This is a genomic window from Amycolatopsis sp. cmx-11-32 (assembly GCF_047608695.1).
Lineage (GTDB): Bacteria > Actinomycetota > Actinomycetes > Mycobacteriales > Pseudonocardiaceae > Amycolatopsis.
The window spans coordinates 1-17,364 of the sequence record NZ_JADNQN010000020.1; the positions used below are offsets into that span (position 1 = coordinate 1).

General features: G+C 66.1%; 13 protein-coding genes and 1 tRNA gene. 9 read left to right on the top strand and 5 right to left on the bottom strand.

The annotated features are described in order from the left end of the window. Nucleotides 1-1,163 precede the first annotated feature (1,163 nt). A complete protein-coding gene (locus tag ACM6LR_RS36940) occupies nt 1,164-5,078 on the bottom strand; it encodes a hypothetical protein (protein WP_414945449.1) in 3,915 nt (1,304 codons plus the stop codon). A 361-nt stretch (nt 5,079-5,439) separates the two neighbouring features. Between ACM6LR_RS36940 and ACM6LR_RS36945 the strand changes: the two genes are divergently transcribed. From ACM6LR_RS36945 to ACM6LR_RS36955, 3 genes are all read left to right on the top strand, one after another. Beyond that, entirely contained in the window at nt 5,440-5,925 is a 486-nt protein-coding gene (locus tag ACM6LR_RS36945) for a hypothetical protein (protein WP_414941898.1), read from the top strand. Nucleotides 5,926-6,062: 137 nt separating this feature from the next. Further along, nucleotides 6,063-7,913 (top strand): FG-GAP-like repeat-containing protein, encoded by a 1,851-nt coding sequence (locus ACM6LR_RS36950; RefSeq protein WP_414941897.1) that lies wholly within the window; start codon nt 6,063-6,065, stop codon nt 7,911-7,913. A gap of 172 nt (nt 7,914-8,085) precedes the next feature. Then, complete coding sequence (locus ACM6LR_RS36955; RefSeq protein WP_414945450.1) at nt 8,086-9,792, top strand: arabinofuranosyltransferase; 1,707 nt, start codon at nt 8,086-8,088, stop codon at nt 9,790-9,792. A 751-nt stretch (nt 9,793-10,543) separates the two neighbouring features. Here ACM6LR_RS36955 and ACM6LR_RS36960 read toward each other — a convergent pair. The 4 genes from ACM6LR_RS36960 to ACM6LR_RS36975 all read right to left on the bottom strand — a co-directional run bounded on the left by ACM6LR_RS36960 (nt 10,544) and on the right by ACM6LR_RS36975 (nt 12,870). Beyond that, nucleotides 10,544-10,617 (bottom strand) — tRNA-Ile (locus ACM6LR_RS36960). A 584-nt stretch (nt 10,618-11,201) separates the two neighbouring features. Next, on the bottom strand, nt 11,202-11,327 hold the full coding sequence (locus tag ACM6LR_RS36965) for a hypothetical protein (protein WP_414941893.1): 126 nt from the start codon (nt 11,325-11,327) through the stop codon (nt 11,202-11,204). A gap of 55 nt (nt 11,328-11,382) precedes the next feature. Continuing rightward, nucleotides 11,383-12,480: an alanine dehydrogenase gene (locus ACM6LR_RS36970; protein WP_414945451.1), complete on the bottom strand. Its 1,098-nt coding sequence runs from the start codon at nt 12,478-12,480 to the stop codon at nt 11,383-11,385. A 75-nt stretch (nt 12,481-12,555) separates the two neighbouring features. Beyond that, nucleotides 12,556-12,870 carry a TetR/AcrR family transcriptional regulator C-terminal domain-containing protein gene (locus ACM6LR_RS36975; RefSeq protein ID WP_414941891.1) on the bottom strand — a complete coding sequence of 105 codons (315 nt, stop codon included), beginning with the start codon at nt 12,868-12,870 and terminating at the stop codon, nt 12,556-12,558. 74 nt (nt 12,871-12,944) lie between these two features. On the opposite strand from ACM6LR_RS36975, the gene ACM6LR_RS36980 reads away from it, so the two are divergent. The 6 genes from ACM6LR_RS36980 to ACM6LR_RS37005 all read left to right on the top strand — a co-directional run bounded on the left by ACM6LR_RS36980 (nt 12,945) and on the right by ACM6LR_RS37005 (nt 17,313). Next, nucleotides 12,945-14,090 (top strand): CaiB/BaiF CoA transferase family protein, encoded by a 1,146-nt coding sequence (locus ACM6LR_RS36980; protein ID WP_414941890.1) that lies wholly within the window; start codon nt 12,945-12,947, stop codon nt 14,088-14,090. A 58-nt stretch (nt 14,091-14,148) separates the two neighbouring features. Next, nucleotides 14,149-15,327 carry an FAD-dependent monooxygenase gene (locus ACM6LR_RS36985; RefSeq protein ID WP_414945452.1) on the top strand — a complete coding sequence of 393 codons (1,179 nt, stop codon included), beginning with the start codon at nt 14,149-14,151 and terminating at the stop codon, nt 15,325-15,327. Between the two features lie 154 nt (nt 15,328-15,481). Next, nucleotides 15,482-16,063 (top strand): RNA polymerase sigma factor, encoded by a 582-nt coding sequence (locus ACM6LR_RS36990; RefSeq protein WP_414945453.1) that lies wholly within the window; start codon nt 15,482-15,484, stop codon nt 16,061-16,063. Next, nucleotides 16,054-16,620, top strand: coding sequence for an Asp23/Gls24 family envelope stress response protein (locus ACM6LR_RS36995; RefSeq protein ID WP_414941887.1), 567 nt, complete (start codon nt 16,054-16,056; stop codon nt 16,618-16,620). The genes ACM6LR_RS36990 and ACM6LR_RS36995 overlap by 10 nt, the downstream gene beginning before the upstream one ends. Further along, a complete protein-coding gene (locus tag ACM6LR_RS37000) occupies nt 16,610-17,011 on the top strand; it encodes an Asp23/Gls24 family envelope stress response protein (RefSeq protein ID WP_414941886.1) in 402 nt (133 codons plus the stop codon). The genes ACM6LR_RS36995 and ACM6LR_RS37000 overlap by 11 nt, the downstream gene beginning before the upstream one ends. After that, nucleotides 17,008-17,313 carry a hypothetical protein gene (locus ACM6LR_RS37005; protein ID WP_414941885.1) on the top strand — a complete coding sequence of 102 codons (306 nt, stop codon included), beginning with the start codon at nt 17,008-17,010 and terminating at the stop codon, nt 17,311-17,313. Before ACM6LR_RS37000 ends, ACM6LR_RS37005 begins: the two co-directional genes overlap by 4 nt. Nucleotides 17,314-17,364: the final 51 nt, after the last annotated feature.

The window sequence follows — 17,364 nt, forward strand, 5'->3', positions numbered from 1 at the left end:
ACACCTGATCACCACCGCGCCCGACCGCGCCGTGACCTGGACATGGTCACACTGGCGCCGACGCCACCAACACCGAGCCCGACAAGCCCACTACCAGCGAAGACAAGCCATCAATCACAAAGTGCGGCTGGAGTACTAGTTTCCAGGGGTGCGATGACCCGGGGGCGTCACATGTAGCGCCTCTTCCTTGGCGGTCGGGACGTGTCCGAGTTCACCGTGCAGGCGCCGGTTTGTTGCACCAGTCGTTGTAACTCGACGGTCCGATCTCCAGATCGTCCAGGCCCCGTCAGGGCCCGCGGTTACGGGACGATTCGGCGATCCGTCCACAAATCCTCAGGGTGCACACCCAACTGATCGGCGATCCGCTTGATCGCCCACCGGCCGGACACTGGATCCTGGCCAAGCCTCGACCGCAAGGCGCGTCGCCCGCTCCCGCGACTCGTCCGGGTACTTCCGTGGTGCCGCCATGACTGCGATTCCTCCGAGTGTTCGATGTCTCCATCAAACCCGGGGCGGGGCAGTCGGCGACGGCGGCCGTGGACTGTTTTGATTAGCCATGGTCGCCGTCGCCGAGGTCCGCTGCCGATCCGACGCTCCTGGCAGCGCAACTAGTTGGTGGACTGCTAGATCATCGCATGTTCCGGTGAGGCCAGGACCCGGTAACGGTACCGGTTACCCTCTTCGTGGTCGATCATTGTGGAGAACCCAGCTTCGCTGAGCACATCGCACATCGCTTTGGCGACTATTCTGCGGGAGTGTGTTGCATAGCTGAAGAGTCGATCTCGCGTGTCACCTTTTCGCACACTGCTTCGGTATTCATCTGAGTCTTGCAGCGGCGCCCGCCAATCGAGGATCACGCCGAAAGGAAATTCCCAGTGGACAGATACTTGGGCTCCGGGAATCTTTGGTGAGCCCAGGTCCTGATCTGATGTTATTGAAGCCGGAAAACCCATCCGCGACAGCTCATCTCTAACGTTTTCTGCCAGGTTGCTCCAGGATGTGACGGCATCCTCAGGTGCACGAAAGAGTGCATCTTCGGCTAGTTGTGCTTCTCTGTAGAATTCAAACGGGCTAACCATTCTGAACCTTGTCTGGTAGGTGAAAATTGAGGCAGATCGTAGCAGGGCTTTGCCGACGGCTTGATGGGCGGGTTTCCGTCCCGATTACCGGCCTCCTTTTGCGCGAAGGTCGAGAAGCTCGTACAGGATCTCGGCTTCGAGATCGGAGTTTCCAAGATACGTGACGGAGTAGTGCACGTTTGCTCCAGGTGCCGACTCAAGGATGAGTTCTGTGCATTTTTTGCAAGGTGATCTTTCAGTGAAGATATCCGTGATATCGCTCGGCTGGAGCGTTCGCCCATCCGGGAGCTTAAAGTTGGCATCCTTGACTATTCGGAAGATCCGATCCTCGGAGTGAATACTGTTGCCCCACGGCGTGCCTTTGCCACTATAAGCTCTGACGTACTCATCCTTGAACACCGGATCGACCCAGCCAGGAAGCTTCGCTACGGCGACATTAACGATCGGGCGCATACTAGCTACGGCCTCCCGAAACCTGTAAGCTTTGTCTGCCAGTTCGTTTCCCCATCTATCGTACTGGACCGGAATTAGGCAAAGCTCAGTGTTGGCGGCCGCGGTTGTTGCTCGGAGGGCTGTCCGGGCACAGTTCTTGAACCCGTTTCGAATAAAGCTCAGGTCTAGTTGCGCCAGGCCTGTCCGTACTGCGACACCGCTGAGGAGGGCAGCGTCGCTGAGTGCGGCGACCCGGGAGGCGAGTAGTGCTTCGGCTGCAAATCCGGTAACGAGGTCGGCGCCGATGGTGATGAGGAGCCCTGCGCCAGCGGCTTCGGCGAGGAAACCTGCTTCCAGGCCGGCTAGCCCGGCGATCATTGGTGCGCTGCAGACCTCGGCGCAGTACAACCCGACGGCGACGAGCGCGACGGTGGCGACGATGACGCCGGCGGTGATCCAGAATTGCTCGGTGTCCGCCTCGTCTTGTGCATCGGCGATCGCCTTGTTGATCACATATGTGAGAGCGGGGTTATAGGCGCCTTTCAGGCAGTTGTTGAATGCTTCTTCGCTGTGTCCTTTGAATTGGTTGCAGATCGCGACGTTGCGTTCGGATTCGCCCTTGGGGTCGGCGACCATCCGCTTTGCCCGGTTGATGCAGTCGTCGTGGTCCGGGCCGGCTGGTACGGCTTCACATGCCTTCTTGGCTTCGGCCTCGAACTTTGCCCGGGCGTCGGCGATCTCCGTGTTCGCCCGGTCGATCGCCTTCTTGCGGGCATCGTTAGCGGCGGCGACGGCGGCGTTGGCATCAGCACCTGCGTCCTTTGCCGCCTGGTATGCGGCACGCGCGGCACTCTCGGCGCTTCGTGCGTGGCGGAACGCGATGTTGGCTGAGCCCCTGGCAGAGATCGCTGATCGGGTCGCGCTTACCGAGGATTGTGAGGCGCGGGTCGCGGCTTGTTGTGCCACGGCTGCCGATTGAGCGGCCTGGCGAGCGGATTCCTCCGCTTGCTTGGCGGATTCTCGCGCCCGTTGCGCATGGCCGAGTGCGTCGTCGGCGAAGCCTTTGGCGCGGTTCGCGTGGTCGGTGGCTTCGGCCGCGGCGTTTCGTGCTGTGGCCGCGACAGCTTGGGCGGTCTCGGCGTTTTGCGAGGCGGTGGCCGCGACCGAGGTGATCTCCGCCACCATCCCGGCGACCGCGGCTTGGTGTGCGGCTGCCTCTCGGTCGTGGCGGGCGGCGACATACTGACCGCTTTCACGATAGACACGGATGAGATCGGGTGAGCCGTCCAGCACGGCTTGGGACAGCATCCGCACTTCTCGGCCGGTCGCCGGATTGGCGATGAGCTGATTGAGAGCGATCCGATCGTCGCTCTCGCGGGCGATGTTCTGCCCGGTGTCGAGGAACTGCCGGTACGCCGCGATGTCCTGGCTGTCTAGTGCCTTCTGTGCGGCGGCGGCGACCGTGGCGTCGCCACGCTGACGAGCGGCGGCCAGGGCCTGGTTGACGATGATCCGGTACTCGGCATCCTGACCAGCGTAGGTAGGTGACGCCAGGAACCGTTTCACGTCCTCGTCGGTGCCTGCCAGGGCCCGCTCGCCCGCTTCTTTCTTGGCAGGAGAGCCGTCCGCGATCAGCTCACGGATCGTGTCCCGGTCATCAAGTGCGGCAGCCCGCGCGAGACCTGCCTTGATGTATTCCCGGACTTCCGGCTCGGTGCCAGCGAGCGCGCCTTCCGCGGCGGCTTTCGTCCAGGAACCCCCAACGGTCACCAGGCGCAGCGCGACCTTGCGCCCGTTGGTCGCTACCAGGGCGGGGTCGGCATCTGGCGCGCTGGCCGCCTGCAGGAGCTGCTTGGTCTCGGTGTCACGCTGCTCTTCTTGAGCGGCGTTCCACTTTCGGGTCAGTCCCAGGCGGTCATGCGTGGCGGCCGCTGTCCGGGCGGACTCGGTGGCCTGTTCCGCGAGGAGGGTGATCCGTTCGCCGTCGGCTTTGCGCGCGGCGTCGTAGAGCCGTTTGGCCTGGGCTGCGGCATCGATGGTTGTCTGGGCTGCTGCGCTGGCCGCATTCGCGTGCTCGGTGGCGAGCCGGGCGGCGTTCTCGGCTTCACCAGCATGGGCAGCGGCTTCCTCGGCAGCCGCTGCGGCGATGCTTGCGTCGAATGCGGCCCGGGATGCCAGATCCCGCGCGACCAATGCCGCTGCGGCGGCCTCGACCGTGTAGGCCCGTGCGGATGCGGCTGCGCGGTTGGCTCGATCCGCTTGCCGGCGGGATTCCGCTGCTGCGGCTTCGGCCTTGGACGCGTCGGCACCCGCGCTACGTGCCCAGCGTGCGGACTCCTTTGCCGCGTCGGCCGACTTGGTAGCGTTCTGCCCTGCTGAACCGGCCGCGTCGACGGCCTCCTTCGCTTTCCCCAGGGCTGTTTGGGCGAGGTCGAGTGCCTGAACGGCCTGCTGTGCGTTTCGTGAGGCGTCAGCGGCATCGATCGAGGCCTTGCTGGCATCGCCAGCACGTCCCCGGTCCGTGCGGGCGGCCGCTGCGAAGTGCCACGCGGTCGACGAGGATCTTCCCGCCTTGACCGCTGCCGCTGCCGCTCGTGTGGCCGCGTTCGCCGCGATGCGGGCTGCCGCTGATGCCGCGTTGGCCGCCCCGATCGCGCTGACCGCCGCGCTCGCGGCGCGGTTGGCCGCATCCGCGGCTTGTCCTGCCGCGACCGCGGCGCCTGCGGCGTTGTCCTTGGCCGCTTCGGCCGCTCGCTGCGCGAGTTCGGTCGCCTGACGCGCCAGATCCGCTTCCGCGAGAGCCTTCTCGGCGGAATCTTTCGCAGCCTGCGTTTCTTCCGCTGCCTGCCGCCCCGCGACCTTGGCCGAGGCGACCAGCTCAGCGATACCGGCCGTTTCTTGATCGCGCGCTTCGGCTACTTCCCACTCACGCACGATGAACAACCGGAGAGCATCAACGTTGTCACGGTCCAACGCGGTCTGTGCCGCGGCTTTGACCGCCGGGCCGCCTGCCGAGAGGATCTGGTTGACCCGAATCCGTAGGTCATTCGTTTCGGCACGTACGGATGTAACACGCAGAAATTCGTTCAGCGCTTCAGCCGTACCGGCGTCAAGCGCTTTCTGTGCTGCCTTCTTCACCTCGGGCCCGCCGGCCGCGAGGATCTGGTTGACGCGAATCCGCAGGTCAGTGTTCGAGGCGGCAGACAATCCCGTGTTCAGAAAGGCGCGAAGCGCGGACGCGTCCGCATCCAACGCCTTCTGCGCCGCGCTCTTTACCGCCGGGCCGCCAGCCGCGAGGATCTGGTTGACCGCAATCCGGTCATCCAGTCCGGAGAGTCGATCAAGATTGTCGTTAAGGAACGCCTCAACCTCGGCATCGGAGCCGTGCAGGGCCTTTTCTGCTTCCGCCTTGACCTGACTGCCGCCGCTTTGCCAAAGAATCAATACCTTGGCGCGTGAACTCAAGTTCTGTTGAACTGAGACTGTAGCTTCCGGTGTTGCCCCGTCGTCGGGAGCGCCTGCGGCCGGGGCGACACAGAGATGTGCTAGAAGTGCGGTGATCAGCAATGCAATCAGACTGGCTCTTTGCCTTCGCCTGTATCTCATTGTCAAATATTCGACTTTCTGTGAGTTGACAACGTTGACACTGTCACGAGTGAAGAGGCGGAGAATCAATTTCGATTGCCATATTCCCCCCTTTTGTTAGCTTTTCGGCGCACTCGTCTCCGCTTGCGCGTCTGAGTGGCAGATTACTGGCCGCTCCTAGGCGGCAAAGTGTGTTGTGGATCACGTCAAAAGTGGGTAATGGTCAAGCCTGGCCGCCGATACCCCTTGGCGGCACTGTGTCCGCACGTACTCGATCGAATGGGGGTTGAACGCCGTGCTTCTCAGGCGGAAGCTTTTGCTCATTCTCGCCACAGTATTTGCAATGACAGCAATCGGTGGCTGGGCTGCCGGTGCTGTCACTTTTCCGAGGCAAGTCGAGGCTGATGGCCCGAAATCGGTGGTAGAAGACTTCGCGTACCCGGGCGCCGATGGCATCCTCGCCCAGTATGGAGTCGTGCTGGTCTCCGGTGATGGTCACATCGTGTTCGCGGACTGCGCGACTCCTGCCAACGGAAACATCGGCTTGATCCGGGTTCGTACTACGGAATCCGTAGGGCAGAACGGGCAAGTCTGCTTCAAAGTCCTCGGTGTTCCGGGGCATCTGGAGTTGAAGATTCCCGCAGTGTTCGAAATCCGAGGTGACGGCCTGGTTGCCGGGTCGGGGCACAAGGCGAAAGCCGAGCTCACGACCGATGCCGGTCAGCGCACGGTCGTCGACGTGAATCCCAGCGGCAACACACCGGTCGGTGTCGGCGCAAGCCCGGACAACCAGCCGACCACGCTGCTCGAACTCGACGTGGTCGGCTGACCGCTGCCATAGTGATCTGAGGGGAAATCTTGATGCAACGCTCGAGAGCGGCTGGCTTGTCAATGCTGTCCGCAACGCTGGTTTTGGCTGGTCTGCTGACTGGCGCGACCGCAAACGCCGTTACCGTTGGTGCTCCGGTGGTGGACGGGAGCTACAGCTTCGCCGCCAAGGTCAACATGGAGGGCGCGGCCTGCAGCGGGGCACTGGTGACACCCGAATGGATCATCACATCGGCGTCCTGTTTCGCCGGCAATCCGCAGGGCGGTGTACCGGTCAAGCCGACCACGGTCACGGTGGGCCGGACCAATCTCGCTGGTACCGCCGGGGTGGTCGCCAAGGTGACGAACCTGGTGGTCCATCCCAGCCGGGCCGTGATGCTCGCGCGGCTCGACACGACGATCACCGACATCACACCGGTTTCCGTGGGCGCCGCCGCCGCGAGTGGCGAGAAGCTGCGGTTGGCGGGTTATGGCCGCACGGCGACCGAGTGGGTGCCCGACAAACTGCACTCGGCGTTGTTCGCCGTCGGTGCTCCGACCGCGGCAGAGTTCCCGCTCACCGGTGACAACGGTGCGGACGCCTGCAAGGGAGACGCCGGGGGAGCGGTGTTCCGGGAGGTATCCGGCCGCGCGGAGCTGGCCGGTGTGGTGAGCACTTCCTGGCAACACGGGTGTCTCGCCGTGTCCGAGACGCAGCAGGGCACGACGGCTACGCGCACTGACGATCTCGCTGAGTGGATCCGGCAGCAGACGTTCGTCGCGACGGCCAAGGCGGTCGACCACGCGATCACGGTCAAATGGGCTCCGGTATCGGGGCAGGGGCAGTTGACGTACCGGATCTACGCGGGAGAGGAGCCGTCAGTTCCGGTGGCTGAAGCTCGTCGCATCGGCTCGACGACGGGGACCAGCTTTACGCACAAGTCGCTGCCCGCCAAGAAGACCTGGTACTACCGGGTCGTCACGACGTTGGCCAATGGGACGGAGTTGGTGTCCAGCGTTGTTTCGGCGACCACGCCGATTCCCACCGTGAGTGACTTCTCCGGTGACGGCAAGGACGACATCGCCGTCTTCACCCGAGGCGCCACGGCGGACGTCTACGCGGCCGTGTCCGACGGGTCCAAGTTCGTGGGCAATTCGGTCAAATGGCACGAGCGATTCGCGACGAACAACGAGGTACCGCTCGCCGGTGACTTCGATGGGGACGGCAAAACGGACATCGTGACCTTCACTCGGGGAACGCTGGGTGATGTGTATGTGGCGCTGTCCGACGGAGGCAAGTTCGTCGGCGACTCGCAGCAGTGGCACGGCGATTTCGCGTTCGGCGAGGAGATTCCCGCGGTCGGTGACTTCGACGGTGACGGCAAGGACGACATCGCGGTCTTCACGCGTGGGACGACGGCTTCGGTCTATGTGGCGTTGTCGGACGGCAAGAAGTTCGTAGGCAACGGGGTGAAGTGGCACGGACGGTTCGCCGGCGGCGCGGAAGTGCCTGTGGTCGGCGATTTCGACGGTGACGGCAAGGATGACATCGCCACCTTCACCCGTGGGACGGCGGGCGACGTGTTTGTCGCGTTCTCGGACGGTGGCAAGTTCGTCGGTGACTCTCTGCAGTGGCACGGAGATTTCGCGTTCGGTGACGAGATCCCGGCGTCGGGCGATTTCGATGGTGACGGTAAGGACGACATCGCGGTCTTCACCCGTGGGACGGCGGCCTCAGTCTATGTGGCGATTTCGAACGGTGTGAGGTTTGTCGGGAATTCCGTGAAATGGCACGGAAACTTCGCGTACGGGAACGAATTGCCCGCGATCGGCGACTTCACCGGCGACGGCAAGGCCGACATCCTCACCTACACGCGTGGCACGAGAGGGGACGTGTATGTCGGGGCGTCCGACGGGACGCAGTTCGTGGGTGCGTCCGTTCTGTGGCATGGCGATTTCGCCTTCGGCGAAGAGGTCACTGCACCAAGGGCGTTCGCACTCGGATTCTGAATAGCCGGCCGGTGCCGGGAAGGGCATCACCGCCCCTGCCCGGCACCGGTCCTTTTCGGGGGCACGATAGAGTGAGGCAAGATCGTTTACAGATCTTGCCCAGTCACAACCAGTGTTGTCGCGTCACAGAAATCTGGGTGATTGTTCGTCTTTCAGTTACCTGGAGAATCAGTTGAGCACAGTTACCGCTGAATCCGTATCCACGCCTGACAGACCCGGCGAAATTCGCGTTCGGGGCCGTGTCCGGGCGTGGAACTGGGTCGCGATCGCGGCCACTGTCGTGGGTTTCGTGGTGCTGGCCTGGCAGCGGCGCTGGATGAGTGATGACGGGCTGATCGTGCTGCGGACGGTCCGGCAGATCCTGGTGGGCAACGGTCCGGTCTTCAACATCGGGGAGCGGGTTGAGGCCAACACCAGCACGCTGTGGACGGCGGTGCTCGTGCTGGTCGGCTGGATCCCCGGCGTCAGCCTCGAGTGGATCGCGGTGATCGTCGGGCTGTTGTTCTCAGCAGGTGGCTTGCTTTTGGCGCTCGACGGCGCCCGGCGGCTGGCCGGGCCTGCCACGTCCACCTTCGTGTTTCCCGCGGGTGCGCTGGTCGTCTTGGCGCTGCCGCCGTTTCGTGACTTCGCCACCTCAGGCCTGGAGACCGGGCTGATCAGCCTGTGGCTCGGCGGAACGTGGTGGCTCCTGGTGCGGCGTGGTACCGAGCAGCCGTTCGGGCCGATGTGGTCGACCGCGGTGGTCATCGGGCTGGGTCCGCTCGTTCGCCCGGACCTCGCTTTGTTCAGCGTGGTCGCCATGGCCGGGTTGCTGGTGCTCACCTGGCGAGGCTGGCGCCACATTGTGGTTCCGCTGGCCGCTGCGGCCGTGCTGCCGGTGCTGTATCAGTTGTTCCGGATGGGCTACTACGGTCTGATCACCCCGAACACGGCACTGGTGAAGGAAGCCTCCGAGGCGTTGTGGGACAGCGGATGGGCCTACTTCGGCGACTTCACCGATCCGTACCTTCTGTGGATCCCGGTCGCCGCGTGCCTGCTCGCCGGACTGGCGTTGGTGTGGCGAAGGTCCGTGAACCGCCGAATGGTGGTGCTGGTGACCGTGCCACTGGTGGGAGCCGTCCTGCTGGCGGCATATGTCATCCGGGTCGGCGGGGACTTCATGCACGGGCGGATGCTGCTTCCAGCGACGTTCTGCTTGCTGCTTCCGGTGATGGCGATCCGGGTGACCAAGCTGACCTTCGTGCCGGTCGTCGCGGCCGCCGCCTGGGCCGTGGTTGCCGGCGGCTGGCTGCGAACCCCGTATGCCGGTCTGGAGGAGCCGATCGACGAGCGTGAGGTCATCGCCGACGAGCGTGCCGCCTACGTCGCGGCCAGCGGGACCGAGTATCCGATCCTGGCGGGTGACTTCCGGTTGTTCGTAGAGATGGCCGACGACGCGCATAAGCAGCTTGCCGCGCAACAGCTCCCGGCCGTCCATGTGTATGCGCCGTCGACGGGCTGGGTCGCGTATCCCTCGGCGAACGGCCGTGACGTACTCACCTACTTCAACATCGGCGGCCCCGGCATGCTGCTGCAACTCGACGCGTGGGTGCACGACCCGATCGGACTCGCCAACCCCGTCGCGGCACACAGCACCACCATCCCGGGACGGCGGATCGGCCACAGCAAATTCGCCGGCTCCAACTGGGAAGTCGCCGGCCTCGCCGACGGGACGACCGAGGAGCTGGCGGCACGAGGCCAGTACAAACAGGACAACCTCGACGCGATCCGGAAAACACTGGCATGTCCGCACAACCACGAGATGCTCGACTCCGTCCGCGCACCGCTGACCTTCGAACGGTTCTGGGAGAATCTGATCCACGCGGTCGGCCGAAGTTGACTGCGCTTCGACCGCAACCCCGCGAACGCACAGACCTGCGGATGACAGTGGCTCGCCGGGCTGCAGGTTGTGAAATGCCCCCATCCCGAGTTCATTACCCATCGGCGAACGCACGCTCCTGCTGCCAGCGTAGGAGCGTGCGCATCCGACGTATCCACATGGCTGATCGACCGCACTGGCACAGCACCACGAATTCACACGAATTTCCCTGGGGCAAACCTGGGGCACGGTGGCAGTCAGAATCGCAGCCAACAGCGCCGAACGGCGGATAAGGGTAGCCAATCACATCTACCGACCTGCGGTTTCCCAATAACCGCAGGTCAGAGGCCCACCAGCACCTCACTGGCAGTGAGGGGGTCAGAATTGCTGTTCTCGCAGATCAGAAAGCTGTCATCTAAGCGACTCAGAGATTCCCACGAGACAACACGCACTGTCGAAGCCGACTACCCACAGTCGCAGGCGAAGGCGTCAGGCGCGCCTCCTGCAACGACAACAATCCAGAGCTGACCACTTCGTGAGCAGGTATCGACAAGCAACGCACGCGTCCACTACCGCAGGTCCCTACCGCAGCGGTTGTGACGAGGAAACAGAAAGGCTGCTACGCCACCAACCGGCACCGCAGAACACTCCTCCACCTCTGAGCACACCGGAGCAAACGGAGACATAACGGAGCCCAGCCACGATCAACGCCAAGGCGAAAATGCCGCCGCAGGACCAACATTTCCGCAGGTCGACGGCGATGTTGATGTTGTGGGCCGGGTCGGGCTCGAACCGACGGCCAAGGGATTATGAGTCCCCTGCTCTAACCAACTGAGCTACCGGCCCCAAGGGGTGTCCTGATACCTCTGCAAGAGTCGCCCCAGCCCGGCCAGCGGGTTTGCTAACGCACAGAAGTCCCAGTTCGCTCCAAGTTATCACAACGCTCACCTGCCACGATCGCCTAGGCCGAACAGCTGGTTTCCGTCACAGGACGGTGTCCGCTCGTCTAGGTTGCAAGGACCAACGCCGAGCGCCGTGCCGTACACCGGGCTCGTGACGCGGGACAGCTCGCCGGCGAACTTCGGGGTCCGTGTCGAGCCGGACCGGTGGCTCGATGGCACTGCGCCTCGACGCGATGCCGTCGACGACCGGAGAAGAACGTCTCGTACTTTTCAGGCAGGTTCCGTTCCAGGTGACGGCCGAGGACCGCCTCGACGGTGGCGGGCCGCCCTGCCGGGCGGGCGTCCGGAGACGCGAGGAACGCCCGAAGTTTGCCGGTCTCGTGCGCGATCTCGTTGTCGAGCCGCTGGTCCAGCTGGTTGTGCAGCACGGTCCGGGTCGCCAGCAGCGGACCCGGCGAGGGCGAGCAGCACGACCAGCAGGACCCACGCGAGGATCCGGGCGCGGGCACTCATCGGCGGCGGCCCCGCTCAGTCGTCGAGGTCGAAGTCGAAGTGGTCGTCACCGTCATCAGGGTCATCATCGGGGTCGTCGTCGTGCCCGGCCAACCGGGGCGGGACGACGGCGGGCGGCGAGGCCTCGGTGGCCGCGATCACGGCGGGAGTGAGCCGCCGATGAGGACTCGATGAGAACTTTCTCATCAAGCCGGAGTCACAGACGCGCGTGCGGGTATTCCGGCGAGCGGCGCTGGAACGACAGGATGTCGGTGTACCGGATCGTGCCCTCGCTGATCTCGACGGCGCGTTCGAACGTTTCGTCGCCTGCCCAAGCGGATCGCCCGCCGAGCATCCGCTTCAGATACGGCAGCAGCGCGCCGCTGATCTCCCAGGTGGCCGAGTCCCAGAGATAGGACGGGCTGTGGTCGACGGCGTAGTAGGTGACGCCGCCGACCTGGAAGGTCGGCTCGGTGAACGTCGTCGGCCTCGCCCAGCTGAAACCCATTGCCTCGTCACAGGAAACGTCGACGACGAGACTTCCGGGCCGGAACCCGGCGAGATCCTCCTCATCGAGGAACGTCAACGGGGCCTTGGGGTCCTGCAGCACGCAGTTGACGACGACATCGTGCCCCACGAGGAAGTCCGCCAGCGGTACGCGGCCGGTCTCGGTGATCGCGTGGCTGCGGCGGAGATCGGCCGGGCCGTTCAGATCGTGGTCGAGGTGCACGATGTTCGCGGAGTGGATCGGCGAACCGACCGCGGTGACGCCGCGATGGGTGAGCACGTGCACGTCATGGATCCCGTGGGCGTTCAGCGCCGTCACCGAACCCCGCGCGGTCGCCCCGAAGCCGATCACGACGGCGCGGAGACAACGGCCGTAGTCGCCGGTCGAGCCGATCAGCTGCAACGCGTGCAGCACCGAGCAATAGCCCGCCAGTTCGTTGTTCTTGTGAAGGACGTGCAAGCCGAACGAACCGTCGCCCCGCCAGTGGTTCATCGCTTCGAAGGCGACGAGCGTCAGCTTCCGGTCGGTGGCCAGCTGGGTGAGCTTGTCGTCCTGGACGCAGTGCGGCCAGCCCCACAGGATCTGTCCCGGCCGGAGTTCGGCCAGATCGTCCGCGAGCGGTTTGGCCAGGAGGATGATGTCGCATTCCGCGATGAGCCATTCCCTCGGCCGCAGGCGGCGACGAGCAGCACCAGGTCCTCGTCCGGGATGCCGAAGCGTTCGCCGTAGCCGTGTTCGAGGTAGATGTACTTCCGGAGTTCGGGGTCGATCCGTTCGAGGTGGCGCGGATGGATCGGAAGCCGCCACTCGTTTTCTTTGCGCGAGCGGGAAACGACGCCGAGAGGGAGCTGGTCCACGTGGGCCCCTTAGCTAGACCACAGTTTAAGCACAAGACCGGGACCAGCGTAAACGCAAGGGGCGAGAGCATTTCGTCCTCGGCCCCATCCGGGCCTGTTCGGCCTGGGTCGGAGCACGGTCAGACCAGCGCGGCGAGTCCGTTGAGAACCCGGTCGCGAGGCCCGTCTCGGCGAGGATCGGCAGCAGGGTCCCGGCGACCGCGCGTGCGTTCGGCCCGTCGAGCGGGTGACCGAGCATCAGGTACACCAAGCCGGGATGGGCACGCAGTTTTGACCGCAGTTCGAGGGCGAACGCCCGGACGCGATCCCGCCACGAGAGCGACGGATCGGTGAACCGCACCGGCTCGCCCAGCGCGTCGCCGAGTGTCTCCGCCTGCCGCCCTTGCCGCCTTTGCCGCCCTTTAGGGTCAGGCTATGTCCGACACCGCCCTCGGCCCGCTGCGCGTCCTCGACTTTTCGCGGGTGCTCGCCGGCCCGTTCGCCACGATGCTCCTCGCCGATCTCGGCGCGACGGTGGTCAAGGTCGAGCGGCCGGGCACGGGCGACGACACCCGCAGCTGGGGACCGCCGTATGACGCGTCCGGCCAGGCGACGTACTTCCAGTCGGTGAACCGGAACAAGACGAGTGTGGCGCTGGACCTCGGCGATCCGGACGATCTCGCCAAGGCCCGCGCGCTCGCGCTGGAAGCCGACGTCGTGGTCGAGAACTTCCGGCCCGGCGTGATGGACCGCCTCGGCCTCGGCCCGGAGCCCCTGCGGGCGGCGAATGCCGGGCTGGTCTATTGCTCCGTCACGGGTTTCGGCTCCGGCGGGGGCGCGGCGCTGCCCGGTTACGACCTGCTCATCCAGGCCGTCGGCGGGCTGATGAGCATCACCGGCGACCCCGCCGGCGAACCGCAGAAGGTCGGCGTCGCGCTCGTCGACGTGCTGGCCGGGTTGTTCGCGAGCGTCGGGATCCTCGCCGCCCTGCGCCACCGCGACCGGACCGGCGAGGGCCAGCGTGTCGAGATCGACCTGCTGTCCAGCCTGCTTGCCGCGCTGGTCAACCAGGGCAGCGCGTACACCTCCGGCGGGGCGGTCCCGGCGCGGATGGGCAACCGGCATCCCAGCATCGCCCCCTACGAACTCGTGCCGTGCGCCGATCACGAGATCGCGCTCGCCGTCGGCAACGACCGGCAGTTCGCGGCGTTGTGCGGGGTCATCGGACTGCCGGAACTCCCGGACCAGGTCAGGTTCGCGACCAACCCGGCGCGGGTCGAGCACCGTGACGAACTGCGCGAGCTACTGGAAGAGCACCTGGGCCGACGTCCGGCCGCCGCATGGGCGGCCGAGCTGAGCGCGGCCGGAGTTCCCGCCGGCGAGGTCAACGACGTCGCGGGCGCGTTCGCCCTCGCGGACCGGCTCGGCCTGAACCCGACGGTCGATCTCCCCCGGCCCGACGGCACTTCCGTGCGGCTGACCCGCAACCCGATCGGCCTGTCGGCGACGCCGCCCCGCTACGAGACCGCACCGCCGGACGACCCTGGGCAGCTCACCCTTCCCCTGCCCCGTTGGAGCTGACAGCGACGGTCAGCGGACTGTCAGCGCTTCGTCAACGACGGCCGCGAAGCTTCCGGCCATGACGAACAGGACAGTCCTCATCTCCGGTGCCAGCATCGCCGGACCCGCGCTCGCCTTCTGGCTTTCCCGCCAGGGCTACGCGGTCACCGTGGTCGAACGGTCAGCCGGACTCCGTACCGGTGGCCAGGCGGTCGACTTCAAGGGCGCCACCCACCGCGCCGTGCTGGAGCGGATGGGCATCCTCGACGAGGTGCACCGGCGCCAGACCGGTGGACACGACCAGACCATCATCGACGCCACGGAACGCCCGCTCGCCGTGCTGCCCGGCGAGTTCACCGGCGGCGACGTCGAGATCCGGCGCGGCGACCTGTCCGCGATCCTCCACGAACAGACCGCCCAGGACTGCGAGTACGTCTTCGGCGACTCGCTCACGTCGCTCACCGAGACGGCCGACGGTGTCGACGTCACGTTCGAACGGGGCGCGCCGCGACGGTTCGACCTCGTCTTCGGCGCGGACGGCATCCACTCCACCGTGCGACGGCTGGCGTTCGGCCCGGAGGCCGACTACGTGAAGCACCTCGGCCACTACTACGCCCTGGTCGAGACCGGGGAGACCGACGACTTCCGCGGCCCCGGCGGCACCTCGATCATGTACAACGAGCCCGGCCGCCTCGCCGCCACCGGCGGCCCCAAAGCGGCCGCGTTCTTCGTGTTCGCCTCCCCCGAAATCGCCTACGACCGGTACGACGCCGAGCAGCAGAAGAAGATCCTCGCCGACGCGTTCGCCGACGGCGGCTGGCTGCTGCCCGAACTGATGGAGGCGGTGAAGCGGTCGGACGACGTCTACCTGGACTCGATCAGCCGCGTCACGATGGACGGCTACTCCACCGGTCGCGTCGCGCTCCTCGGCGATTCGGCCTACGGCAACACCTTGAGCGGCTTCGGCACCGGCCTCGCCGTCGTTGCCGCCTACGTCATCGCGGGTGAGCTCGCCGCGGCGGACGGCGACCACGAGGTGGCCTTCCGGCGGTACGAGGAGAAGTTCAGCGGCTACGCCAAGATCGCGCGCAGCGCCAACGCGGGCCCGTTCCTCGCCCCGCCGACGAAGCTGCGGATGAGCCTGCGCAACCAGATGTTCCGGCGCCCGTTCATGCTGCGCTGGCTGCTGTGGGTGACCGACAAGTTCGCCACCGACATCACCCTGGACGACTACCCCGCGCTCACCCACCGAGCGTGACCACCCGGCTTCGGCGTGCGCACGCCACCGGGCCGTGGTCGGCTGGACAGGGTTTTCCGCGTGACGTTTCCGGGGAAGACGTGTCTTACGGGAGTCACCCGACGAAGGTGGCGTGAAGGGAGCTTCGGATGGCGTCACTGCACAGGTGCGCTGGATGACGACGTCAGCGAGAGAGGACGCGCCCGCGGCCGGGGAAACGGTGCTGGACGACGCCACGCTCGTGGCGCGGGCCCGTGACGGCGAGATCCGCGCGTACGAGCAGCTCGTCCTGCGCTTCCAGGGGCCGATGTACCGGCTGGCGCTGCGGATGCTGGCGAACAAGGGCGACGCCGAGGACGTGGTCCAGGAGGTGTTCCTCACCGCCTGGCGACGGCTCGACCAGTTGCAGGAGGACGCGGCGTTCGTCGGCTGGCTCTACCGGACGGCGACCAACCGGTGCCTCAACGTGATCCGCGCGAGGAAACCGGTGGCCGACGTCGAACTGGACCTGCGGGAATCCGAGGGCCCGGTCGGCCGTCCGGATCGCGCGGCCGAGACGAGCGCGCAGATGACGGCGCTGACCGCGGCTCTGGACCAGCTGACCGGCGAGCAGCGAGCCTGCTGGCTGTTGCGCGAGGTCCACGGCCGCTCCTACGAGGAGATCGCGAAGGCGATCGGGGCGACCACCACCGCGGTGCGCGGACGCATCGCACGAGCACGAGCACAGTTGGCGGAGGTGATGGCGCCATGGCGATGAATCACGCGACCCAGGACTACCTGCTGCCGTGCGGCCGTGATGTGGAACAGGTCTGGGAACGGCTCGACGAGGTCGACGCCGGCCGGGCGGACGCGCACGAACTCGGCTGCCCGCACTGCCGGGCGACCCGCGAGAGCCTCCGGGTGCTGCGCGGGCTGACCACGGAGCTGGCCGAAGACGACGCCGGGCCGTCGGCGGATCTCACGAGCCGGATCATGGCCGCGGTCCGCGCCGAGGTACGGCGCCGTGATCTGGTGCCCCTGTCCAGCCCCGAACCGGGCGAGGTCCAGGTGAGCGACCAGGCGGTCGCCGCGGTACTGCGGTTCGCCGCGGACTCCGTCGACGGCGTCCGCGCGCGGCACTGCCGGGTCCATCGATCGGTGGAAGACATCGACGCGCTGGCCGTGGATGTGGAATTGCACCTCGCGATCGCACACGATTTCGAGGGCGACTCCCTGAACGTCGTTCGGGAACGGGTCACCGCGGCCGCGGGTGCCCGCGTCGGCCTCCGGCTGGCTCGGCTGGATCTGGTGGTGGAGGACCTCTATGACGCGTGAACAGGCGCCGGCCGGGCAACTGGTCGAAACGGTGATCGCCCCGCCGGTGGTCGCGGCGGTCGCCGCGCATGCCGCGGCGAAGGTCCCCGGCGTGGTACGCCTGGAACCCGGGCTGCGCGGGCTGGCCGGTTCGCTGACCCGGATCGCGCGGCAGCGGATCAAGGGTCTCGAACCGGCGCCGACCGAAGGGGTCCGCGCGTTCGTCGAACACGATCCGCCCGACGTGCGGGTGGAGATCGATCTCTCGCTCTCCGGCCTGGACCAGGCCGCCGCGACCGCGCAGGCGGTGCAGCGTGCCGTCAGCCGGGCGGTCACCGAGGCGACCGGGCTCACGCCCTCGGCCGTCTCGGTGTCCATTTTGGACATCGAAATCCGCGGAGGGCTGTTGTGACCGCACGTTCCGAACTGACCGCGTCGCTGCTCAGCGCGCTCCGCGACATCCCGGGGCTGCGTGCGGCGACGCCGTCCACGACGGCCGCGGCCTCCGCGGTGCCGTGGGACCTCGACGTCATGGCCGTCGACATCACCGAGGACGTCGTCGAAATCCGCGTCGTCGCGCTGGAGGTCCCGATCCCGCCGCTGACGGAGACCGCCGGTGCCGTCCTGCGTGCCGTGCTGACCGGGACAGCTTGGGAGAACGCGAGTCTGCGCCTTGTCGTGACCGATGTGGACGCCGCCGCCCTCGTGCCCTGATTTCCTTGACACAACGATGATCGCGGTGACCACACCCGAGGGTGTGGTCAC